23 protein-coding genes and 1 pseudogene are annotated in these 22,372 nt (G+C 44.4%); 6 read left to right on the top strand and 18 right to left on the bottom strand.

The features are described from left to right. Positions 1-115 precede the first annotated feature (115 nt). From ACO1D1_RS02300 to ACO1D1_RS02280, 5 genes are all read right to left on the bottom strand, one after another. Complete coding sequence (locus ACO1D1_RS02300) at positions 116-838, bottom strand: LytR/AlgR family response regulator transcription factor (RefSeq protein WP_423334768.1); 723 nt, start codon at positions 836-838, stop codon at positions 116-118. A gap of 112 nt (positions 839-950) precedes the next feature. Further along, entirely contained in the window at positions 951-1,706 is a 756-nt protein-coding gene (locus tag ACO1D1_RS02295; protein ID WP_423334767.1) for an EAL domain-containing protein, read from the bottom strand. A gap of 25 nt (positions 1,707-1,731) precedes the next feature. Then, on the bottom strand, positions 1,732-2,166 hold the full coding sequence (locus ACO1D1_RS02290) for a hypothetical protein (RefSeq protein WP_423334766.1): 435 nt from the start codon (positions 2,164-2,166) through the stop codon (positions 1,732-1,734). A 308-nt stretch (positions 2,167-2,474) separates the two neighbouring features. Further along, positions 2,475-4,436, bottom strand: coding sequence for an ATP-binding protein (locus ACO1D1_RS02285; RefSeq protein WP_423334765.1), 1,962 nt, complete (start codon positions 4,434-4,436; stop codon positions 2,475-2,477). Between the two features lie 104 nt (positions 4,437-4,540). After that, entirely contained in the window at positions 4,541-5,272 is a 732-nt protein-coding gene (locus tag ACO1D1_RS02280) for a LytR/AlgR family response regulator transcription factor (protein ID WP_423334764.1), read from the bottom strand. A gap of 246 nt (positions 5,273-5,518) precedes the next feature. On the opposite strand from ACO1D1_RS02280, the gene ACO1D1_RS02275 reads away from it, so the two are divergent. Both ACO1D1_RS02275 and ACO1D1_RS02270 read left to right on the top strand, forming a co-directional pair. Beyond that, positions 5,519-7,537: a putative bifunctional diguanylate cyclase/phosphodiesterase gene (locus tag ACO1D1_RS02275; RefSeq protein ID WP_423334763.1), complete on the top strand. Its 2,019-nt coding sequence runs from the start codon at positions 5,519-5,521 to the stop codon at positions 7,535-7,537. Between the two features lie 320 nt (positions 7,538-7,857). After that, positions 7,858-8,067 (top strand): Spo0E family sporulation regulatory protein-aspartic acid phosphatase, encoded by a 210-nt coding sequence (locus ACO1D1_RS02270; RefSeq protein WP_423334762.1) that lies wholly within the window; start codon positions 7,858-7,860, stop codon positions 8,065-8,067. On the opposite strand, the gene ACO1D1_RS02265 is transcribed toward ACO1D1_RS02270, so the two are convergent. The 6 genes from ACO1D1_RS02265 to ACO1D1_RS02240 all read right to left on the bottom strand — a co-directional run bounded on the left by ACO1D1_RS02265 (position 8,064) and on the right by ACO1D1_RS02240 (position 11,226). Next, positions 8,064-8,408, bottom strand: coding sequence for a hypothetical protein (locus ACO1D1_RS02265; protein ID WP_423334761.1), 345 nt, complete (start codon positions 8,406-8,408; stop codon positions 8,064-8,066). The genes ACO1D1_RS02270 and ACO1D1_RS02265 overlap by 4 nt on opposite strands. Positions 8,409-8,616: 208 nt before the next feature. Next, entirely contained in the window at positions 8,617-8,772 is a 156-nt protein-coding gene (locus ACO1D1_RS02260; protein ID WP_423334760.1) for a hypothetical protein, read from the bottom strand. Between the two features lie 185 nt (positions 8,773-8,957). Next, positions 8,958-9,152 (bottom strand): hypothetical protein, encoded by a 195-nt coding sequence (locus ACO1D1_RS02255; protein WP_423334759.1) that lies wholly within the window; start codon positions 9,150-9,152, stop codon positions 8,958-8,960. Positions 9,153-9,173: 21 nt separating this feature from the next. Further along, the gene (locus ACO1D1_RS02250; protein ID WP_423334882.1) at positions 9,174-9,473 is read right to left on the bottom strand and encodes a DUF2178 domain-containing protein; all 300 of its coding nucleotides are present in this window, start codon (positions 9,471-9,473) and stop codon (positions 9,174-9,176) included. Continuing rightward, complete coding sequence (locus tag ACO1D1_RS02245; RefSeq protein ID WP_423334758.1) at positions 9,466-9,678, bottom strand: helix-turn-helix transcriptional regulator; 213 nt, start codon at positions 9,676-9,678, stop codon at positions 9,466-9,468. Before ACO1D1_RS02245 ends, ACO1D1_RS02250 begins: the two co-directional genes overlap by 8 nt. Positions 9,679-10,713: 1,035 nt before the next feature. After that, positions 10,714-11,226: a hypothetical protein gene (locus tag ACO1D1_RS02240; RefSeq protein ID WP_423334757.1), complete on the bottom strand. Its 513-nt coding sequence runs from the start codon at positions 11,224-11,226 to the stop codon at positions 10,714-10,716. A 518-nt stretch (positions 11,227-11,744) separates the two neighbouring features. Between ACO1D1_RS02240 and ACO1D1_RS02235 the strand changes: the two genes are divergently transcribed. From ACO1D1_RS02235 to ACO1D1_RS02225, 3 genes are all read left to right on the top strand, one after another. Further along, positions 11,745-12,971: a LysM peptidoglycan-binding domain-containing protein gene (locus ACO1D1_RS02235; protein WP_423334756.1), complete on the top strand. Its 1,227-nt coding sequence runs from the start codon at positions 11,745-11,747 to the stop codon at positions 12,969-12,971. 97 nt (positions 12,972-13,068) lie between these two features. Beyond that, positions 13,069-14,382, top strand: coding sequence for a hypothetical protein (locus ACO1D1_RS02230; RefSeq protein ID WP_423334755.1), 1,314 nt, complete (start codon positions 13,069-13,071; stop codon positions 14,380-14,382). 120 nt (positions 14,383-14,502) lie between these two features. Then, positions 14,503-14,640 carry a hypothetical protein gene (locus ACO1D1_RS02225; protein ID WP_423334754.1) on the top strand — a complete coding sequence of 46 codons (138 nt, stop codon included), beginning with the start codon at positions 14,503-14,505 and terminating at the stop codon, positions 14,638-14,640. 559 nt (positions 14,641-15,199) lie between these two features. On the opposite strand, the gene ACO1D1_RS02220 is transcribed toward ACO1D1_RS02225, so the two are convergent. Beyond that, a complete protein-coding gene (locus tag ACO1D1_RS02220) occupies positions 15,200-15,421 on the bottom strand; it encodes a hypothetical protein (protein ID WP_423334753.1) in 222 nt (73 codons plus the stop codon). A gap of 211 nt (positions 15,422-15,632) precedes the next feature. On the opposite strand from ACO1D1_RS02220, the gene ACO1D1_RS02215 reads away from it, so the two are divergent. Further along, entirely contained in the window at positions 15,633-16,655 is a 1,023-nt protein-coding gene (locus ACO1D1_RS02215; protein ID WP_423334752.1) for a hypothetical protein, read from the top strand. A 437-nt stretch (positions 16,656-17,092) separates the two neighbouring features. Here the strand turns inward: ACO1D1_RS02215 and ACO1D1_RS02210 are convergent, their stop codons facing one another. The 6 genes and pseudogenes from ACO1D1_RS02210 to ACO1D1_RS02185 form a co-directional block, all read right to left on the bottom strand. Continuing rightward, a complete protein-coding gene (locus ACO1D1_RS02210; protein ID WP_149872297.1) occupies positions 17,093-17,296 on the bottom strand; it encodes a serine kinase in 204 nt (67 codons plus the stop codon). Between the two features lie 37 nt (positions 17,297-17,333). Beyond that, positions 17,334-17,771 carry an SMI1/KNR4 family protein gene (locus ACO1D1_RS02205; protein WP_423334751.1) on the bottom strand — a complete coding sequence of 146 codons (438 nt, stop codon included), beginning with the start codon at positions 17,769-17,771 and terminating at the stop codon, positions 17,334-17,336. Between the two features lie 6 nt (positions 17,772-17,777). Beyond that, positions 17,778-17,906: a hypothetical protein gene (locus ACO1D1_RS02200; protein WP_423334750.1), complete on the bottom strand. Its 129-nt coding sequence runs from the start codon at positions 17,904-17,906 to the stop codon at positions 17,778-17,780. Positions 17,907-18,359: 453 nt separating this feature from the next. Continuing rightward, positions 18,360-18,629, bottom strand: coding sequence for a hypothetical protein (locus ACO1D1_RS02195; RefSeq protein ID WP_423334749.1), 270 nt, complete (start codon positions 18,627-18,629; stop codon positions 18,360-18,362). A gap of 453 nt (positions 18,630-19,082) precedes the next feature. Further along, positions 19,083-20,933: an Ig-like domain-containing protein gene (locus tag ACO1D1_RS02190; RefSeq protein ID WP_423334748.1), complete on the bottom strand. Its 1,851-nt coding sequence runs from the start codon at positions 20,931-20,933 to the stop codon at positions 19,083-19,085. A gap of 968 nt (positions 20,934-21,901) precedes the next feature. Further along, a pseudogene (locus tag ACO1D1_RS02185) lies at positions 21,902-22,372 on the bottom strand (transposase); the annotation flags it as partial.

Here is a 22,372-nt window from a genome sequence, read left to right as displayed (position 1 = left end):
ACTAGTCGGAACATAATAATATGAATAGTGATTTAACGGCACTGTAGGTGCCCTTTCAGATACATAACTATTAATAAAAACAAAAAAGAGGCTGTTCACCTCATGATTAGCGCTATTAATTTCCAATTAACCGGTGCACGGTATTGATTTGTAATTTTGAAACATGGGCGGTCTTATTTGAATCGAGAAAATAAGCAAGATAGGACTCGCCGAACGATTCAATCTTGACGATTTTCCTTAAATTGACCACGTACGAGCGATGGGTACGATAAAAGTATTTCGGTAAACGCCTCTCAATTTCTTGAAGTGACTCAATGGTCTCAATCAAATCATCTACCGTATGGATGCGCGACTTCCGTCCTTCTTTTTCCACAAAAAGGATCTCCTCCATGGCAATATAAAGAAAGGTATGATTAGACTTGATTGAAAGTTTCGCAGCAATTTTCCGCTCTTCTATTCTTTTTTGTAATTGCAGACCCAGTTTTGCCTTTTCTAACGCGATAAAGAAACGAACCTTCTCAATCGGTTTCACAAGATAATCAGCCGCAGCCAGATTAAACGCCTCAACAGCAAACTCGTCATACCCCGTTGTGAAAATGACCTGCAACGCCGGAAACATCCTTTTACATGCCTTGGCCGCATCGACTCCATTTAACTTTGGCATATCGATATCGACTAACACAATATCAGGCTTCTCCTTCATCACCCGCTGAATCAATTCCTCTCCATTCGACACTTCTCCCACTACCTTATAATTCGGAACGAACTGAAGATAGGAATAAAGTAGGGATTTTGAAGAAAGATCATCATCGGCAATCATTACTTTCAGCTTCTTCATTCACCCACCCTCTTTCCATTTTTTTGATGGTTTTACCTTCCTGGTGTAAGAATGCACTTCTATTGTACACCCCTCATAGAGGAGAATAAATGGGCGGAAAGGATGGGTTGGTTTATGAAGGAATAACCTTGCTCCTCCGTTGAAGTGTTTCTAGTTTTTGCGGAAATCCTAATAAGTATCCTTGAATAATTGGAACTTGGATTTCTTTTGCTGCTTCAAAATCGGCTTCTTGTTCAATCCCCTCTAAGATAACGATCATCTTGCCACTCGCATATTGAATCAATAATGAAACCATTTCCTGCTTTTCGTTTGAGGAGGATAGATCATTCGCAAAGTACCGGTCCAGCTTGATATAATTGGGGGCAAATTCAATGATTTTCTGCAACCCTGCCGCCCCTTTGCCAATATCATCAAGTGCGACTGTAAAGCCCGATTCCTTTATTAATGCAATCCGTTCTTTCATCCCAGGGTGATCCCAACAAGCTTCTTCTTGTTTCGTTTCACTGATCTCAAACACGACTCTCCCGCGGATGTAGGGAAATATGGACACTAACTGACGAATAAATAATGGAAAGTGTGGGTGCAGGAGGGTGGATGGAAACACATTAATAAACAATAACCCCTTATACAATGTATGTACGGGGAAACTGCTGATGGCAGTCGTAATGGACTTCGTATCCATTTCGTACAATGTCCCTTCTGTTCTAGCCAGCGCAAAGGCCTTTTCAATATCTCCGTCGCACACACCATCGGGAAACCTGACAAGTGCTTCATAACCGAATATACTTACGTTTTCTACATTCCACATCGGTTGGTAAACATGCTCGATTTTTTGTCTGATCATCGTACTGGTATACCCTACGCTCATGCTCAACCCCATCCTTTCTGTGAAATCATTCAAGATTTTGTTTTGTACAAAGAACATGCCATTTGTCGGTGCAATTCATTAGGAGCGAATCGGCAGGCAGCACTTGATGGAAAGTCTCCTGTTTCATGGGATCGTCCGTGCCGATGCGATTTCCAAAGTGATCAAAAAACGTATCGATGGTGATATAATATCGTGTAGTTCGGTTATTTAGGTCGTTATCACTGCTTGGATTCGTGTTCGCTGCTGTGGAAACTCCCTCGATTCCATTAACTAGCTGGTATTCCATATCTTTAACACCGATTGAAATTACATGTAATGTATGAATATCGTCTTCTATTCTTTCGACGGTTTCGACGGTTTCAACCGCTTCGGCCACTTCTTCCATCAGCCAGTCTTCCCCATAGATTCCCATCCAAAGGACACTTGTTACTAGCAGGGCTACAATAGACTTTTGGATCACAGTAATCCCCTCCGTTTAGTTACGCAAATGGTGTTTTCGCTACTATTGATCATTTGTGGTTGGGTTGTGCCGTCGTCCGCACTCCCACATATGTTCCAAATGTACCTAATATTAGTAAATATGTCTAACCTCGACAAAGCTATTTAGGCAGGTAAATTGACCTATCAAATGCAAATTTCGACACGTAACGGCATAGAATCGACATTTCACGCCTTTTCCCAAAAATAACTTCTAGGTATTTAGACATAAAAAATAGAGCTGTCTTGTTTTGGCAGCCCTACTTTATACCCGCTGATATTCGTCATCTGCTAGGCTATATATTTGGCAATGGTACTTAAAAGTGTTGGAATATCAATAGGCTTACTAATGTATTCCGCGAACCCTTTCGCCCGTACTTGCTTGATCACATTTGGCATGGCATTTGCACTAACGGCGATGATCGGTGTTTGTGCGCAGGCGGGATTCGCTTTTATCCTCGCAAACACATCACACCCATTGAGATCAGGAAGATTTAGGTCTAATAAAATTAAATCCGGCTTCCGCTCCATGGCTAGTACCATTCCCTCATAACCCGTCATCGCCGAAATCAAGTGGATTCCGGGAATGGTTGCGAAGATTTCTTTTACTAATTGGACATTTTGCAAATTGTCCTCTATGTAAAGGATCATAAAATCGGTATATTCCAGCTGGGGCTCGGTAACTGTTGGAAAGGAATCCTCGTTTTCGACAGCCGGAGCATCCACAAGCGGCAAGCTAATCCAGAAATCACTTCCCTCGCCGCTATCGCTCTGCAATCCGATGTTGCCGCCCATTGAATGAATCAACCGGCTGACAAGCGGCAGGCCAATCCCTGTCCCTTCTTCGTGAACATGATTAATCCGGTAAAATGGTTCAAATATCTTCACTTGTTCGGTGACGGGGATCCCAATCCCGCTGTCGATGATATGGACGAATAGAAGCCCATCCTTCACTTCAAAGCGAATCAGCACGGTGCCATTTTCACGATTGTATTTAATGGCATTATCCAACAGGTTCAAAATAATCTGTCTCAACTTTATGTTATCTGCGGATACATAGCGTTCTTGATGGCTGGTTGATTCGATGGTTACGGTGATCCCTTTCTTCTCAGCCAAGGGGGCGACAAACTGTACACACTGATTGATCAAACCGTCTATCCTGATGGGGGCGATCGTCAATTTCATTTTTCCGGCCTCAATCGCCGAAATGTCCAGTATGTCATTGATCAACGTTACCAGGTGCGTGCCTCCCTTTACGATTTCGCGAACAAACCCTTGCTGCTTCGGCGTTAGCGTTTCATCCCCTTCCATTAATTGCGAAAATCCGAGGATCCCGTTTAGCGGAGTGCGCAGCTCATGACTCATGCGCGATAGGAATTCCGATTTGGCCTCGTTAGCCTTCACCGCTTCCTCCTTTGTTTCAATGATCCCTTTTTCCATTAACTTTTGTTTGGTCATATCCTCAATCGCCCATATATGACCCTTCAATTCATCATCCATATAAAAGGGAAAATAGCTTCGTTTAAAAACCCGCTGTTCAAATTGGTCCACTTCATCTACAAATGGCTGTGCATTCGCTAGAATCTCCTTTACCTTTTCCTGTTCCGCCTGATTGTGATAGAAAAACGAATGAAGTTGTTCGAAAATATCATTCCCAATGATATTCTGCATCGGTTCCTCTATATGGAACAATTGACACCATGTTCGATTTAAAGCCATTATTTTATATTTCTGATCAATCACGACCATGCCGATTTCCAAACTATCAATCAGCGTTCTTCTTAATGCCAGCGACTCATGTAAGGTTTCTTCGGCCCTCTTTCGCTCAGAAATATCCACACCCGACCCGATTACTTCGATCACTCTTCCATCCCGAAAGACCGGACTTAAGGTCACAAAGTAATCAATCCCATTTAGATGGGCCTCGTATGCGGTAATTTCCCCATTCCACGCCTTTGAATAGGCTTGCTCGATGGCATCGCAATCCTTTTTTGAATAAAATTCATGGAGATTTGTCCCGATGGCCATGTCAGGTGTAAGACCCATCCTCCCTAACAATTGGCCTTCCATTAATGTATGGACATATTCGCTGCCCTGTTTGATATATTTTAACGTCATTCCCTGCTGCCGGCGAAGCGTGTTTCTTAAATCCCGTTCGACTCTTTTTACTCGTTCATCTAATGTATAAAAAACTAGTAAGGCTGTAATCGAAGTAATGAGGGCAATCATGACAGAAATGATGACAACTTTCATGTCATAGGGACTGGAATGGATCATTTCATTCATTCCTTTCACTTAGGAAAGAGGCTATTTCCGTTTATTATTTATGCAAAAATAAAGAACAAATTTCGTAAGCATCAGCCATTCGAAATTCGTTCTCTTACTTCATTAATTTTTAACTTAGAGATCTTCGCCAATTTATCATAATCCTTAAAATGAACGATAAATGTTTCTTTCTGGGGAGTGATTTGAGAAATTTTCGTTACATTAATAATATATGAACGGTGTGCATGGAAAAAAGAGTGATTAAGTGAGGGCAATATCTTAGCCATTGTTTCACTCGTATCATAGATTTCTTTCTCTGTATAAACCAAACACTTCTTCCCGACCTTTTCAATAAAATAGATATCGGACAACGGAATAAATAGCATAGCGTTATGGTCCCTTAGTGAAAGGACCTTTTGCTGTGACCCGGGGTGGGTTCCCATCTTGTGCCGTTCAAAGAAAATAATTTCCTTCGCTTTCTCAAGCGCTTGGAATAAACGCTCCTTTGTTACCGGCTTTACGATATAATCAACTGCGGCGATATCAAATGCTTCAATCGCATAATCATGATCGCCTGTTATAAAAATGACTCTCAAAGCGGGAAAAACGGAGAGGCACTCCTTGATCGCCTGCATGCCATTTTTCTGCGAAAATTTAATTGCCGTAAGAACAAGGTCTGGTTTCTTTCCCATGACTGCCTCGAGAAGCTGTTCTCCATTGTTACACTCGCCAATTATATCAAAGTGCGAAATGTCTTTAACAAGCGTTTTGATTAAGTCGATGGAATCTTGATCATCGGCCAGCACCAACTTTATCCGATTCACCTAACATTCCCTTCCTTTAAAGAAAAAATATTTACATTTTCTTATTGTAAAGGAGTTTGTCATTTAATGGTATTATTTTTTCAAAAGTTCCATTTATACCTGTTGCATGGAATAGGACATTAGAGGCAGGTATTGGGCCCCCTTACTCACCATTATCTCCTTTTCACGCCCATCTTCTTGTAGATATGGTAAATAATCACTAAAATGATGGGTATTACCCTGCGATTCAGGAGGAAAGTCCTTATTATGTACGTTTTTCATATTTATTATTTGTTTATTATCTGCATCCTGCTGGTGATCACCTTTATGATAGGAAGATTTTTCAGAATAAAAAATGATCGCTTACAATCTTCCTTACAAGCAACCAACGAGAAGATGTACTCTTTCTTTACCCATACGTCAGATGCGATTAACATTACCAATTTAGAAAATGAACTACTATACGTTAATTCGTCCTTTGAGCAAATGTACGGATGGAAGCGAGACGAGTTAATAGGGAAGCCGCTGCCGATTATTCCCGCCGGGCTATGGGAGGAGGAAAAGCACGGAAGGGAATTGTTACTTAAAGGCGAAGCCATTCGTAACTGGGAAGCACCATTCCTAAGGAAGGACGGTTCCTTTATTGACGTCAATCTCTCCGTCTCCCCATTAAGAGATGCAGATGGCATGATTACCGGCTTTGCAGCGATTACAAGGGATATGACTGAAAAAAAGCAGTATGAACAAAAACTCATTGAACTTGCCTTTTATGACCCATTAACAGGAGCGGGCAATCGACGATCCTTCTATCAGCAATTGGCAGCAGCTATCGATGAATCCAATCATGAGGGCCGAAGTGTTTCTTTGTTTTATCTCGATTGCGATCAGTTTAAATTGGTCAATGACACCATGGGACATACGATTGGTGATGAACTGCTGCAGCAATTGGTTGGCAGGATTCAAGGTATGCTGCCATCAAGTGGTTCTATTTATCGACTTGGCGGCGATGAGTTCGCCATTATCCTGCCAGAGGTGTCTTCTCATGAGGAAATTACTCGTTTAGCAGATGAACTATTGGCGGGGCTGCAAATTCCCTGGACTGTCCGTGATTTTTGTTTTGAAGCGACCTGTTCCATTGGGATTAGCCTTTTTCCGCAGGATGGATTGTCACAGGAGGCACTTATCTCGAAGGCCGATCACGCCCTCTATAAGGCGAAAGCAGCCGGACGGAATCGATACCGTTTTTATACAAATGAATCGGATGAAAAAGAAGCGTTGATGACGACGATTACGAATGATTTAAAGGATGCCATCAGGAACGGCGATTTCTATCTTGTCTATCAGCCTGAGGTGAATCTTGAGACTGGTGCGGTTGAATGCTTAGAGGTCCTGTTACGGTATAGGCACCCTGTTTACGGTGAGATTCCGCCCGCTGAATTTATTCCGATTGCGGAACAGACGGGACTGATCGAGGAGCTTACCGTTTGGGTGATGAACCAAGTGGGCGAACAAGCTCGGAAGTGGACGGATGCCGGTTACGGCGAGATGCGGTTTGGACTCAATCTTTCTCCGGCTATGTTGCAGCAGGATCGCTCGTTTTCAATGTTTCTAGATGCCTTACATAACAGTCCGATTCCTCCTTCCTGTTTAGAAGTGGAAATTAGGGAGGAAGTCTTCTTAGAAAATCTATTTGATATCATGGACAAGCTCTATACCCTGAAGAAGCTGGGCGTAACCGTATCGCTCGACGACTTCGGCACGGCCTATACTTCGATTGACTATCTCAAACACCTCCCGATTGATAAAGTAAAAATTGACCGCACTGTTATACAGGGTGTGTTTGATGGGGAAGGAGTTGGAGTTGGGGATACGATGGCCCAGGATGGGGGTGCGATGGGCGAAGTTGGACTTGCGCAGAAAGAGGATCGGTTTGCGATGAGCGGGGGTGAGCCCACGCTCAGCGAGGATCGGTTTGCGATGAGCGGGGGTGAGCCCACGCTGAGCGAGGATCGGTTTGCCATGAGCGGGGGTGAGCCCACGCTGAGCGAGGATCGGTTTGCGAAGGATGCGATGATTAAGTCTATTGTTGCCCTGGAAGAAGAGCTGGAGATTGCGATTATTGCCGTTGGTGTGGAGACACAGGAACAAATTACTTATTTACTTGCCGCTGGCCTCAAGTATGCGCAAGGTTACTATTTTAGTAAACCGTTGCTGGCGGGGGAGATTGAGGAGTTTGGGTTTTTACTTCAAGCGGATGGTTCCCGTGCACCAGAGGTTTACGTTTAAGAATCGTTTGGAATTCAAGCAAGATTGATAGGATCGAATGAAACTGTGGAATAATGAGAAGGAACTGCGTCGTAGATGAGGGCTGCTTTGATGATGGGGTTGGAAATTCGGGAAACATTCCTTCTCCTATTTTTTTGGAGAATTGTCATAGAAACCGGAATAGATTATGTCATTTGTTCCCCTAAGTAACAAACTGGCTACTTTCCTAACAAATTTCACATTTTAAACCAAAAAATTGGTTTTTTCTGTCACAAAACGCCCCATAAATGGTATTATATGCCTATCTATTACTCGAATTTACTTACTAGGAGTGTCTCTAGATGTCATATTTATTAAACCTGATCGAAGTCTATCGCAATGAAATGTTTGAATTAGCCGAAAAGTATGGGCCAACTTCGACCGAAACGCTTGAATGCAGCCAGCACTTAGATCATTTATTAAACGAATTAATGAAAACAGAGAAAAAGAGAACTCATTTCGTAATCAAACAGTTCCCGAAATTCGTTCTCTTCATTTTGTATATCATTTAATTTTTTCTAGCCCTTTTCATTTGGAACAAGAATAGTGTGGGAATGAACGTGAGCACCGCTGAGACGAAGGCCAAATCATCAAAAATGTCACTGAAGTGGTTATAAATAATGAAGGTGTCATAATTATAGATGCTGTAGCAAACTGTGTAGGTCAGACCCGATGTGAAGACAATAAGCGGTGCCCATAGCGGATGCCGCGTCGCAGCCAAGGCCAGCACAATCGTACCAATCGGCACAAGAAATAGCTGAATAAGCATAATTTCAATGTATTGCTGCATAAACGTCGCTAAACTAATCGACCACCCAAAGTTAAAGAGAGTAAATATACATGCCCTTTTCACGGGTGTCCCCTCCTTTTGACGTGGTGTAATTTTACACTTATTGTAACATTTAGAGGGGTGTGTTGTCATTAAGATTTTGATTAATGGGCTTGGGGACGGGGACCATTTACTTTCATCATTTATTAAGCTTTTAATAGTTGAAAGCAAACGCAAAAAAAGCCATCAAGAAGTGTCCCTCCTAATAGCCTTTTGAATCTATACTATATTGTTAGCCAACAACCAATTGTCGCAAATCGGCTTTTAATTCTTCCATCAATTTTTCCAGCGTGATTTCTGTCTCATTGACGCCCTTATCATACGCATTTTTCACAATCTCTGAAAAATTAGCGGTATCCGGGCTACTCTTCTTTTCTTCCCGCTCCAACTCCCAATATCCCCCTCCATTTCATACTATTTTCCTATTTTACTTGAAGGATATAGAATTGTAAATACATTTCCAGTAGGGAGTTGTGTAAATTGTATGAATTTTGACAATATGGTGTTGGGTTAAATAGCCCATGCAGAATAAATGTCCTTCGATTTTATCTTTATAAACTCTCATTATATCTTTCACTCTAGATATTTCCTAAACTTTCCGGGGTTCTCCACCCTTGTCGATACAATCTCCCCGCAATCCAGGCAAAAGGTATAGATCTTATTGACCCCCATGGCGAGTTTTTTATCCAACGGCCTGATCGCCATGAAATCCGTTCCTTGAGCAAACTCACTGCCGCCGCATACCGGGCACTTTTTTTCAGCTGACATGATCCTCATCTCCCTCATGGTTTAGTTTCGATTGGCAAAATACGCGCTCGTCAAAAACAGCGACGAGCAATGGAGCACATAGATCCCCGTCATGATGAAAAATGAAAGAGAAATCCCCTCGATGATAATCACCACTGCCCAGGCAGCCAAAATCACAATCGTGGTGACATTCCAGGACATGGCTCTTGCATTGGTACTGATGAATTTCTGCCGCTCATCAAACATATGCTTTTTTGCCCCGACTCGGTTGACCACGATATGAACGATAATTGTGATCACCACCCCCAGCAATAATCCTGAAACGCCAACTAGATTATCCATCAATATTTTCTTCCCCCTCAAACGTAAATAAATCTTCAATCCTGCAATCAAAGAGCTGTGCAAGTTTGTGTGCTAAGACTAATGATGGGTTGTACTTGCCTTTTTCCAGTGAAATGATCGTCTGCCTTGATACACGCAGCAGCTCCGAAAGCTCCTCCTGCGTAATATGCAGCGACGTCCGCTTTTCCCGAATTGAATTTTTCATAATGGCTCCTTTAAAAAATCGGTGTCCCCTCGCGGCGCAAAGTAAAGCTAACTTTACGTAAAGTGTACTTTACCTGAAGCTTGGATGGCAAGCTTACTTTACTTTTTTTGAGGGGTGGTTGGAACTCTTATTGAAATTTACTTGCGGGAGATGGGTAGATATTGTTGTTTGAGGATTTTTTTCGGGGCATAGCAACCGTTGTGACTGGTATTCGCTTGCATGGGCACTGTGAACCTCTCAGAGTTCCCGTCTACCCGCTTTTTTGGATTGCACGGGCACTGTGAACCGCTTAGAGTTCCCTTCTACCCGCTTTTTCGGACTGCATGGGCACTGTGAGCCTCTCAGAGTTCCCGTTCCCCCACTTTTTTGGATTTCACGGGCACTGTGAACCTCTCTGAGTTCCCGTTCCCCCACTTTTTTGGATTGCATGGGCACTGTGAACCTCTCAGAGTGCCCGTTCCCCCACTTTTTCGGATTGCACGGGCACTGTGAGCCTCTCAGAGTGCCCGTTCCCCCACTTTTTTGGGCTGCATGGGCACTGTGAGCCTCTCAGAGTGCCCGTTCCCCACTTTTTCGGATTGCACGGGCACTGTGAACCTCTCAGAGTGCCCGTTCCCCCACTTTTTCTGATTGCACGGGCACTGTGAACCTCTCAGAGTGCCCGTTCCCCCACTTTTTTGGGCTGCATGGGCACTGTGAACCTCTCAGAGTGCCCGTTCCCCCACTTTTTTGGGCTGCATGGGCACTGTGAACCTCTCAGAGTGCCCGTTCCCCCACTTTTTCGGATTGCACGGGCAATGTGAGCCTCTCAGAGTGCCCGTTCCCCCACTTTTTTGGGCTGCATGGGCACTGTGAGCCTCTCAGAGTGCCCGTTCCCCCACTTTTTCGGATTGCACGGGCACTCTGGCCCGCTTGCTAATTCTCTACATTGTGCCGACTATCAAAAAGGTAACTTTAGAAAAGCAAAAAAAATCCACCATAAAGATGGTAGATAAGATTCATTCAAGAATGGCGAGATCGGCTCCCATAACCTTCTCATTTTTGTTTTTTTCGATAATATTTATTTTCCACGAGGTGTGCCATGATGCCGCACAGCATTCCAAACATGATGCCGTTTAACACGGGATTGTCTAGAAATGTAGAGACCTTCATGAAGGGGGAGTCATGCAAAAACAGACCCAAATCCATTCCGATGGCCAGGCCGATAAAGAAGCCGGAGAGATAGGTTCTTTTTTCGACCGCTTTGCCTTCGAGCTTGTTGTTATTGACGATTGCCGCATTATACGCCTGCCACATCGCGAATGCGTAAAGTGATGGATAGAACAGGCCCCAGCTGTAATCAATCAATTGCTGGGAAGAATGAAGGTCGCCATCAAATGCATCGAGGAGTACCAAATTTAAGTTTGATTTTAGATTAATCAAAAACTCTAATACCAGCAGTGCTATACCGATCAAGTATTCCCGGTTGTACAGCTGCCCAAAACCCGGGAGCACAAGTGACCAAAGCATGGCAGCATATGGAGATTTATAAGGCCGGCTACTTCTCATGATGACATCTCCCTAAAATTGGAATATACAAATATAATTTCAGCGGGAACACGCCAGAATCCTTCTTATTCCATTCTTGTTCACACATTTTGGGAGTTTTGTCCTCATAAGCACACTCCAAATAGGAAAATAATCCCACGTGGTGCCTGACACCCTTTCTATTATCCTTGTGTTGTTTATGGTGTCAGGCACCGTTTTCAATTTTTTGTAAGTTTGTTGTTTTTTAGATTCGCTCATTAGATGTGGAAATTCGCTCATTGGACCATGAAATTCGCCCATTAAACGGTGGAATTCGCCCATTACACCCGCAAATTCGCTCATTGAATGTATCTCTTCTGGAATCGAGGCGGATTTTTTCCATGAAAGTGCCTCCGCGATTTGGTTTCCGCCAAATTACTACGGCAAAACCCACTATTATTCTTGTGAATTCTTCGAGTTTCGCAATATTTTCCCTCAAAACGCTAGCAAACTATGGTAAAATGGAGAAAAATATGAAATTTTGAGGTGATTTTTACTAGATGAAGAAAACTATTGTTCGCACGCTATCGACAACTGCTCTTTTTTCGACGCTTTTTGCTGGTTCGGCCCTTGCAGATACATACAAAGTCCAAAAAGGCGACACCCTATCGAAAATTGCCTCGAAATATAAGACGACTGTCAATGGCATTAAAGCCCAGAACGGTCTGACATCCGACCGTATCTATGAAAATCAAATTTTGCAAATTTCCACCGCTCCCGAGACTTCGACTGTCCAGGCTGTACAGCAGACCACCTATACCGTTGTCAGCGGTGACGCGCTGATCAAAATCGCCAACCGCTACAGCGTGACGGTCGGCGAGCTGCAGCAGTGGAATGGACTGAAAAGCACATTGATCTATGTTGGACAAGTCTTGAAAGTATCCGCTCCCGGCCAAACGGTGACCATAACTGTGCCACAGCCGGCGAAACCGGCACCGACGCCAGCACCTGCTCCGACACCGGGTGTGCAAGCCCCAACGAGTGAGTACACTGTCAAAAGCGGCGACAGTCTCAGCAAAATTGGTGTCCAATTCGGCATGACGGTTCAGCAATTGAAAACATTGAATAACTTGACCTCAGACATGATTTACGTTGGGCAGAAGCTGAAAGTGACGGGTGCGTCCGCTCCGACTCCTGTGACTCCTCCTCCAGCAGCCGTACAGCCGCCGGCATCTGGTGAGTATGTGGTCAAAAGCGGGGATACGCTTGGCAAGATTGCCGGCATATACAACATGACTGTGGCAAACTTGAAGGCGTTGAACAGCTTATCCTCCGATATGATTTATGTCGGGCAAAAACTGAAGGTAACGGGCACGGCGAGTACTGCGCCAACTCCGGCACCGGCACCTGTCCCGCAGGGTGATTTTTCAACGAAGATGGTCACTGTGGCAAAGAGCTTAATGGGAACGCCATATGTGTGGGGTGGCAGCACTACGTCCGGTTTCGATTGCAGCGGGTTCATCTATTATGTCGCGAACCAGGCCGGCAACAAGATCGGCCGCTATTCCGCCGCGGGCTATTATGACCGCAGCTATTATGTCGACAGCCCGAAACCAGGCGATCTCGTATTCTTTCAAAATACCTATAAACAGGGAATCTCCCACCTGGGCATCTACCTCGGCGACAACCAATTCATCCACGCCGATGAGAAGTACGGGATCATGATTTCCAATTTAAAAAGCAATTACTACACCGCGCATTTTGCAGCATTTAAGCGATTCTACTAATCTTCGCAAACCAGCCAGTATCTTTTGAAAAGGTACTGGTTTTTCTATGGAAAAAATCGTATATTTAAGGAAATAACTTGTAGATTAGGAGATTTCTATGAAGAAAGTTCTTTTTACAGCGTTTCTTGCCTTTATCTTTACTCTTTGCTTGCAGGCGCCTGCCTCTGCTGCCATAGGCAGGACGTGCGCAGATTACGAGGATGATTTCACATTAATGATGTTCTGGACAGGAAATGGCTTCAGTGCAACGAATGATCCTTATAACCTCGATGATGATAAGGACGGGTATCCATGCTGGATCACCAAGGAAAATAATCGTTTCCACAGATTTGTGCCTTTTCCGAAATGGATTAAGATGGAGGATGGATATTGGTACTATTATCTTGAGGTCCAAACCCCTTACAAAGGCTGGATCAAGGATAAGAATACGTGGTACTTTTTAGATTACAAAACGGGCATCATGAAAACCGGCTGGCTGCAACAAGGCGGCAAATGGTACTTTCTCAGCTCGAGCGGCGCGATGAAAACGGGCTGGGCCGCGGTTGGCGGCGTGTGGTATTACTTTGATGCGAGTGGCGCCATGAAGACTGGCTGGGTGAAGGATGGCGGTGCATGGTACTATCTTGAAAAAAGCGGTGCGATGCGGACTGCACCGCTGACTGTGGGGGCGACAACGTATTATTTTAACAGCAGCGGTGCGATGAAAACCGGCTGGATTCAGCTTGGCCGAAATTGGTATTATTACGGTGAAAATGGTCCTATGAAGGGCTGGGTGAAGGACGGCGGCACATGGTATTTTCTTGATCCGAAAGGCGTCATGAAAACGGGCTGGGTGTACACCGGCGGCAGCTGGTATTACCTGAATATGCGCGGCGGCATGCGGACAGGCTGGCTGGAACACGGCAGCGGCACCTATTATTTGGATCCGTCCGGAGCGATGGTCACCGGCTGGAAATCGATTGGTACGAACAAGTATTATTTTTATCCAAGCGGTGTGATGGCGGTGAATACCGTGATTAATGGCGAAAAAATTGGCCCTGATGGCACGTGGATTCCGAATGATGCGCTGTTGGTCAAGGTCTCTGAGATTGCGCGGAAGTATGATGTCGCCGTGAATCGGATCGAGGCTGGAGAATACCAATTAGTTGCGAACGGCAAATCAGTCGGATGGGCGTCCACGAAAGGGCTCACGAGCGCCAAAAAGCAGTACGCGGATCTAACGGCCGAGCTCGCGATTCTGTTGGGCATCCCGACCACCATCGAAACTTTAAGGGCAGACATCGAAACCACCTTGTTTTTCAACTTCAAAACCGTTCGCGACCAGTATCTCATTAACTGCAGTAGTGATACTGACACGATCTGGATTGAATGGGGCGAATACTTGAAAGAAATGAATGATTTGAATGGTTAAGTGAAGTGACGAACCAGTTCCGCTATTTGGGAGCTGGTTTTTTTTGTGTAAAAAATAATGTTTAAAAGATTGCTAGACTGCCCATACTGTTGATAGCACTTATTAAAGGGGGATTCGGAGATGAAGGAAAGCGGTCTGCTATTTTCGGAGTTTGCGAATGAGGATGGATTTGAACTAAACAAGTATCTGACGCAATTATTTGAGTACCTTTCTAATCTGCCAAAAACAGAAACTACGAAAAGTGAACCAGCCCCTTGATGTGCAGCGTGTTTAGTTTTTCGGTTGGGTTCCTTGCATTTTATTGGAAATAATAAATCTCCATCACTTAAAATAGACGTAACGATTATTTGAGGTGATGATATGAGTGGCACTACCCAGGAAACGTGTAAGGCTTGTGGAAGTACTTCATTTACACAAGGAAAAATAAGCAATAATCATGCAAAGCTTTATCCGATAGACAAATTTTTCAGTATAGGTTCTTCCCTTATTTATACATTTTGCAAGGACTGCGGAGAAGTGGCCTCCATAAAGGTTAAGGATCCAGGTAAATTTTGATTCATTAATTGATTTTCATTGTGCATTGCAGTGTGATTGAGAAGTTTGGATCACTAATGCGAACCCGGTACTTAAAGAGAGCCGGGTTTTTTGATTGTGTGGGCTTACGGATGAGGGTTTGAGGTCGATGTCGATAGGTTTTATTGTTTTATCGACGGGTTTTGGCCTTGTATCGACCACTTCCCTTTTTTAAGTTAAAAGCCAGGCGATCAGCCTGGCTCAGGTAACTTCTCTTGCCCTTTACCGTGTTGTAGCCCCTTTATTATGGTATATTCCTTCTCGAAGGTCCATTTAAATTACCATTTTTCAGGTTTTTGATACTTGCCATATTCTTCATTTTGCTCGATGAATTCTCCACTTTACTCGTCGCTTTTCGCGTTTTACTCGTCACTTTCTCATGCTTACTCGCTCCTTTTCCCTTTTTACTCGCTGCCCCCTCCTTTTTAGCCGAAACTCCTTCTTGATGGCACTGCTTGTCAGCCAAAAATGTCAGGCCTCGGCCTGACTAGGTATTTGTCCCTTTCCTTTTCCTCCATCGAAAGTCTGATGATTTTTTGGGGAATTTTCTCCTTTTTTGTTTGACCTTATCGATTTAAGGGGATGCAAATTTTGACTGAAATTTTTAGAAGGATTTTCAGCAATTTGGACTAATTTTAATAGGTTAACAGGTCATAAAAACATGAGGTGAGTTTATTTTGAAAAAAAAGGTTTGGACTTTGATGTTGGGGGCACTGCTGCTGCTGGGGTATCCGGGGGTGGCGTCGGCGGGGTGGACGGTTGATAGCGGGAAGTGGCGTTATGTGGATGCTGGCGTGAAGAGGACGGGTTGGTTGCTGAACGGCAAGGACTGGTTCTATTTGGACCGGGCTGGTGTGATGAAGACCGGCTGGATGCTTGATGGCGGGCGATGGTATTACTTGGAGCAGTCAGGCGCGATGAGGACCGGCTGGATGCTTGATGGCGGCAAGTGGTATTACTTAGATGGTTCGGGCGCGATGCGGACTGGATGGGTGCTGGACGGCGGGCGCTGGTACTACTTGGAGCGGTCGGGTGCGATGAAGACTGGGTGGATGCAGGATGGCGGACGCTGGTACTATTTGAGTCAGTCGGGCGCGATGAAGACGGGATGGTTGCTCGATGGCGGGCGCTGGTACTATTTGAGTCATTCTGGGGCGATGCGGACGGGCTGGCTTCAGGAAAGATGGATGACCTACTTCTTGGATCAGAGTGGTGCGATGGTGACGGGGTGGCAGGAGCTTGCCGGCGGCCGGTATTATTTTGATCCGCGGTCTGGCGGGATGATGCGGCAGAATTTCGTTAGCGGGTACTACTTGATGGATGATGGCCGAATGTCGTATGCCGGGAGTGCGGCGGTGGTGTCGGTGGTTGAGGATTTGAAAAAGTCGATTAATGTCGGAATCACCAAGGCTGAGCTTGTTGAGAAGGTTGGAACGGGCTACCACGATCTGGTTGGAATTGAGGGAGAAAAGTATTGGCTTTATACGTTGAAGGTTGCGGGCGAAGGTGATTTTAAGGCTGTGAAGTGGAGTGCCGACGACTTCGGCGCGGAGGATTTGGGAACTGGTGCCGCGGATGTCATCATGCTCGTCTTTTGGGACAAAGACGGGAAGGCGTTCCGGGTATCGCTGGACTACTTCGACGCGGCGCACAAGTTCCACCACTACTATTCTGGAAATTTTGATTACGAGTATAATTGATGAAAGTTAGTTGGCCAGTCCCTGGAGTGCGGGGACTGGCTTTTTGGTGGGGGTTGGTTCATTGGTGCCGAGTTCATTTACCGAATCGGTGGTTTTTTTCTGGCTTTGGTCAATGTAACCGGCTTTCATTTACCGATTGGGTGCTTTTTTTCTGGCTTTGGTCAATGTAACTGGATTTCATTTACCGATGAGGTTCTCTTTTTCTTGCTGTGGTCAATGTAACCCGATTTCATTTACCGATCGGGTCCTCTTTTTCTTGCTGTGGTCAATGTAACCTGATTTCATTTACCGATGAGGTTCTCTTTTTCCTGCTTTGGTCAATGTAACCCGATTTCATTTACCGATCGGGTCCTCTTTTTCTTGCTTTGGTCAATGTAACCCTATTTCATTTACCGATCGGGTCCTCTTTTTCCTGCTTTGGTCAATGTAACTGGATTTCATTTACCGATTGACTTTCTTTTTTCTCTTTCCGGGTAATGAGCGGGTTTCCCTTTCCTTTTTGCAATAAAAGCCGCCCCTAGATAACATCCAACCCCTATTATATTCTTTATTATGTTACCTATCTGACCAAGGTTATCAATGGTTAATGCAATCAAAATGCTGCCTAACATCATGAGTAAAATAGCAAAAAGTAATTTCAAACTCGTCTTTATCCTCCTTTCTGGAATAAGTAAAAAACTATACCGAAATTTTACCTGTTACCCAGCCTTCAATGAATTGTTCTAATGATGCGGCTACCCAGGTCCGGCTGTCATCCTCGTGATTCCATACATAGATATCGGTTTTTTCGATGGTTCCGTTTTTTAATATGGCGTAGGCAAATAAATCGCCATTCCCTGCGTCCGAGAAAAAGAACAAATGATCAAACGGCATGTAAATATCTGTATAATCCTCAAAATTTCTAAAAAAGAGATTGTCCTTCACAATTTGCGAGGTGGACCAAATCAAAGGACAATTCCACTTGTCGAAAACACCGTTTGTTTCATTAAATAAACTGGCTAATTCATCTGGGAGTTCGACATTTAATTCCATTTGAATCTGGGTGATTTCGCTCTCGGTGGCGGGGTCTTTAAAATGGTATTCATTCGAAATGGCGGTGATATATTTTTTCCACATGGATCTTTAAACTCCTCCTTTATGGGATAACTCTTTGTTCATGTACCCGGTTGAATTTGGCCTGCTGCGAAGACAATAACCTCCCTGGTCGTCTAAGTTCCCCTCGTCTACCTCTACCATTTCAATTGTTTCCACTACATTTCCCCCTTTTATTCGTACAAATTACTTCAATAAAATGAAGCAGCAATTCTGCTATCGCAAAAAAATAGCGCCGCTATGACAGTAACGAGTTCACTATTTACATTATGAATATAGAATAAAAACAAGGTTATTTTCCAAATTGATGGGAATGTAGTGTAAAATTAAGAGAAAGATAGGACGCAGTTGTGTACTAAGAAGTGATGAAATTTGTACTGGCAAAAGGGGGAAGAAGTTATTATCAATAAAGTAAAATCATTACCACATAACAGAATATTTGCAATCGGATTCACTTTAAATTTGGCAGGAGTGACATTGGCTACTATTCTGCCATTTCGTATTTGGTCCATAGTAATTGAAGGTATCCTATTATTTGTTGGAACTATATTAATAGTGATTGCTTCTGATAAAAGGCATTCCACTAAGAGTTTATGAACAATTTGTATGCCTTTAATTTAAATTCACAAACAAATTAACAATAAGCACCATCCCAAAAGAAACAAATCCAGCAATTTTTACGGGATGACTTCTTTTATATTCATTAAAAGGAGTTATTCTATTTACGATTTCCCAAAAACACCAACTACCGCAAAATATCATAATTAATCCAATTAAAGGATTGTCCAATCCGATCCCATTAATATGTTCCTTGAAAAGTATCCATAAATAGCCTAAAAACGCATTTAAAAAAATAGACAGAACCAAATCCTTATTTTTCATCGTACACCTCCTAATATAATGGAACTTCACACCATATACTCGAAAAATTTAATCAGGGCAGAAACTCCGGAACATCCTAATTTTATATTCCACTTTTACCATATTTATACAAAGGGGTTCTATGTAATTGCAACGTGTCTGCGACCGATCTCTCGATTTGAATTTTTGGAGGAGATATCTTTTAAGTCTGATAAGATACCTTTTTGATGAGTTTCCCGATGGATTGGGCTCCAATGAGTCTTATTAGATACCATTTCAGGGGATCTTTTTGTGAAACGGGTTCCTATAAGTCTTATTAGATACCATTTCAACAAATTCCCCACAGAAACGAACTCCAATCGTATTTTCTCCTTTTTTCACTTTTTCTAAAAGGATCACTTAGAAACACACGTAGCCGCCAATCCACGTGAATTGGCGGCCCGTTAGGTCTTCATAAATCGAATCATTATCCGATTACCGCAATGCCCCGCTGCTGTAAAAGTAATAGGACTTGCCTGAGATTTTGGCCCAGCCGGTGACCATGGCGCCGCTGTTGTTAAAGTAATACCAGGTCGTGCCGAGTTTTAACCAGCCGACCCGCATCGCTCCGCTGTTATCAAGATAGTACCAGGTCGTGCCGTTTTTTAGCCAGCCGGTGGCCATCGCGCCGCTTCCGTAAAGGTAATACCAAGTAGTGCCGACTTTTTGCCAGCCGGTAAGCATCGCGCCACTGCTGTGGAAGTAATACCAGCTGGTGCCGACCTTTTGCCAGCCGGTCGCCATCGCGCCGCTGCCGGTGAGGTAATACCAGGTGGTGCCTTGCTTCAGCCAGCCTGTTTGCACCACGCCGGTGTTGTTAGCGTAGTACCAAGTGGTGCCGAGCAAAAACCAGGCTGTTTTCGGCTTAAAGGTGACAGGATCGTAATAGTAGCGCTTGCCGTCGGTGGTCACCCAGCCTGCAGGGTTTTTCGCTGCAACGGTAATCGTTGTTTCCTCGGCTCCGTTCCCTGAATCAGCGGCAGTTGCTGAAACAACTAACTTAGTCCCTTGCTTTTGGGCTGCGATCGGGGCGGAGAAGCTGCCATCTGCACCGGCCGTGGCAGTGCCAATGACTGTTTCGCCTGCTTTTACTTCGATTTTCGTCCCTGCCTGTGACAGACCGGCCACAACTTTATCGCTGTCGGTTACCTGATTGACCACAGGCTTTACTAACAGAATCCGGACCGTTTGATTCATTTCCGGATAGACTAAATTCTGGGCTTTATCGTACACTTGCAGATCCAGCTTGTAGGTCCCAGGTTCCATAAAGCGATGCACCTGGAAAGTAGTTTCCCATAATCCAGTGGCAGGATTGTAGGCCAGCTGGGATTGGTAGTAATTTTTCCCGGAAAAGTGCAGTTCGGCTGAGAGGACACCTGATTTGTCATCAGTTATTTTCGCTGTGACCTTTAGCAGATCCCCTAAATTGAGTGCCTGTTTGCTGACGGTAATGTTCTCGACCTTTGGCGGGGTGTAATCCGCATTCGCATTGGCAAGTTCAAAGTCCTTGATTTCGGTTGTCACGTTGCCTGCCAAATCTGTGATTTGAACTATCACGCCCCAGGTGCCCGGTTCTGTGTTTCCTGAAAAGGTGTAACTGAAGCTCCACTGATCGGTCTTGCTGTCGTAGGTCAGCGGCTGCCCGACCATCGTCGAGCCGTTCGGCATCCGAAAATCTGCCTTCACCGACTTGATACCAGAAGTGTCGGCCGCTTTGATTGTCACGCTAAATGGCTCGCCCGCTTTCACCGGCTGCTGCTCCAAGCGGAAGCTGGTCATGACAGGATTCACCCGGTCTTCGTTCGGATTGACCACCGTAATCGACTGATCCGTGTCACGGTACCACCAATATTCACTTCCATAGATATAGAAGGCCAGATGCCATTTTCCCTGATGGTCGTAGTCCTGGACTTGATAGGTGCCAGTCCATGTGCCGTCCGTGCTATTGTACCTTAGGTCAATTTGCTTGCCCGTGGAACCATTCAGATTTGCCTGCACCTTTTTTATCCCATACACCGGGGAGTTGATTTTTGCCGTGATCGTGATGATGTCTCCCGGTTTTGCATCATCCGGAGTGATGGTCACGCTCTCAATCGTCGGTGAATTCGGTTCCGGTTCTGTTGAAGTACGTCCTGCTTGTTCTGTTGGCTGCGAAGACATGGTTGTCCCGCTGGATGTTGGCTCCGTGGTTGTTTTTATAACGCTGTTTCCGCGGCTTTCTGCGCCCGTATTCGCAAGTCCCGCGCTCGGCAGAACCAACATGAACGCTGTGAGTGCCGCAATCATTCTTTTGCCCAAAGCATATCCCTCTCCATCTTGAAAACTACCATTTTTTTTAAAACTAACAATATTTTATCAAGGAATCCAAATTTAAGGAATCACCCAAGATACTCCAGTTGGATTTATTTTTTATAAGATACCTTTTTCGTAAGATGATCGGCGGGTCAGGGCTTCTATGAGTCTTGTAAGATACCCTTTTGGGGATTTTTCCGACGGAACGGGCTCCAATGACCTCTATTGGATACCCTTTTGATCGTTTTTCCGACGGAACGGGCTCCTATGACCTCTATTGGATACCCTTTTGATCGTTTTTCCGACGGAACGGGCTCCTATGACCTCTATTGGATTCCCTTTTGGGGGTTTCTTTGGCAGAACGGGCTCCTATGACCCCTATTGGATTCCCTTTTGATGGTTTTCTCGCCGGAACGGGCTCCTATGTCCTCTATTGGATACCCTTTTGATCGTTTTTTCGCCGGAACGGGCTCCAATAACCTCTATTGGATACCCTTTTGGGGATTTCTCCAACGGAACGGGCTCCAATAACCTCTTTTGGATACCCTTTTGGGGATTTCTTCGGCAGAACGGGCTCCTATGACCTCTATTGGATTCCCTTTTGGCGATTTTTCCGGCAGAACGGGCTCCAATAACCTCTATTGGATACCTTTTTGGGGATTTCTTCGGCGGAACGGGCTCCTATGTCCTCTATTGGATACCCTTTTGGCGATTTTTCCGACGGAACGGGGGAATGTAAATTATTTTGTGTAAATGGTTGAATTACCTTATTTTAGACTATACTGACATTACAATGTTCTTACCTACTAGGGGGATAGGGCAATGCTGGGGAGCAACCCGAGCACCTAATAGGGTTCTGTACAAAAGGAGAGGGGAATTTTCCTCTCTTTTTCCTTTTGGGAGAACAAAAGCGATAAACCCTTAGGGCGTAGCCCTAACTCTATAAAGGGTAACTTACAGAATTACTTCCCAAGCCGCCCTTCAAACATAATCTCAAACTGTTGTCTACATTCTATCCAACCCGGAATAGGATTAGTCCATTTATCCGTAACACCCACTGTAGCCAGATATACAATCTTTTTGAGTGCATTGTCGGTAGGATAAGCGGTCTTGGTTTTCGTGACTTTTCTCAATTGTCTATGGAAGGCTTCTATCGTGTTCGTGGTATAGATTAGTTTCCTAATCTCTACAGGGTACGAGAAGAAGGCAGTAAGTTCGAGCCAATTAGCCTCCCAAGATTTCACAACAGCAGGGTATTTTTTGCCCATGTCCCCTTAAATTCGTCAAAGGCAATTTCAGCCTTTTCAAGAGTAACAGCCTTATAGACTTTCTTTAAATCATCCATAACGGCCTTACGGTCTTTATTTGGAACATACTTAACATTATTACGTAATTCATGAATAACACACGACTGAATAGTGGTCTTTGGATAG

Origin of the sequence: Neobacillus sp. 19 (assembly GCF_049463095.1) — a bacterium.
Classification (GTDB): Bacteria; Bacillota; Bacilli; order Bacillales; family Cytobacillaceae; genus Neobacillus.
This window is presented reverse-complemented; position numbering and strand designations above follow the sequence as displayed.

Bases quoted from the DNA above. Each gene is read 5' to 3' on its own strand.
- ACO1D1_RS02300 (WP_423334768.1), bottom strand. From the start codon at position 838: ATGAAGAAGCTGAAAGTAATGATTGCCGATGATGATCTTTCTTCAAAA.
- ACO1D1_RS02295 (WP_423334767.1), bottom strand. From the start codon at position 1,706: ATGAGCGTAGGGTATACCAGTACGATGATCAGACAAAAAATCGAGCAT.
- ACO1D1_RS02285 (WP_423334765.1), bottom strand. From the start codon at position 4,436: ATGAAAGTTGTCATCATTTCTGTCATGATTGCCCTCATTACTTCGATT.
- ACO1D1_RS02275 (WP_423334763.1), top strand. From the start codon at position 5,519: ATGTACGTTTTTCATATTTATTATTTGTTTATTATCTGCATCCTGCTG.
- ACO1D1_RS02270 (WP_423334762.1), top strand. From the start codon at position 7,858: ATGTCATATTTATTAAACCTGATCGAAGTCTATCGCAATGAAATGTTT.
- ACO1D1_RS02255 (WP_423334759.1), bottom strand. From the start codon at position 9,152: ATGTCAGCTGAAAAAAAGTGCCCGGTATGCGGCGGCAGTGAGTTTGCT.
- ACO1D1_RS02250 (WP_423334882.1), bottom strand. From the start codon at position 9,473: ATGGATAATCTAGTTGGCGTTTCAGGATTATTGCTGGGGGTGGTGATC.
- ACO1D1_RS02245 (WP_423334758.1), bottom strand. From the start codon at position 9,678: ATGAAAAATTCAATTCGGGAAAAGCGGACGTCGCTGCATATTACGCAG.
- ACO1D1_RS02240 (WP_423334757.1), bottom strand. From the start codon at position 11,226: ATGAGAAGTAGCCGGCCTTATAAATCTCCATATGCTGCCATGCTTTGG.
- ACO1D1_RS02235 (WP_423334756.1), top strand. From the start codon at position 11,745: ATGAAGAAAACTATTGTTCGCACGCTATCGACAACTGCTCTTTTTTCG.
- ACO1D1_RS02230 (WP_423334755.1), top strand. From the start codon at position 13,069: ATGAAGAAAGTTCTTTTTACAGCGTTTCTTGCCTTTATCTTTACTCTT.
- ACO1D1_RS02225 (WP_423334754.1), top strand. From the start codon at position 14,503: ATGAAGGAAAGCGGTCTGCTATTTTCGGAGTTTGCGAATGAGGATGGA.
- ACO1D1_RS02205 (WP_423334751.1), bottom strand. From the start codon at position 17,771: ATGTGGAAAAAATATATCACCGCCATTTCGAATGAATACCATTTTAAA.
- ACO1D1_RS02195 (WP_423334749.1), bottom strand. From the start codon at position 18,629: ATGAAAAATAAGGATTTGGTTCTGTCTATTTTTTTAAATGCGTTTTTA.
- ACO1D1_RS02190 (WP_423334748.1), bottom strand. From the start codon at position 20,933: ATGATTGCGGCACTCACAGCGTTCATGTTGGTTCTGCCGAGCGCGGGA.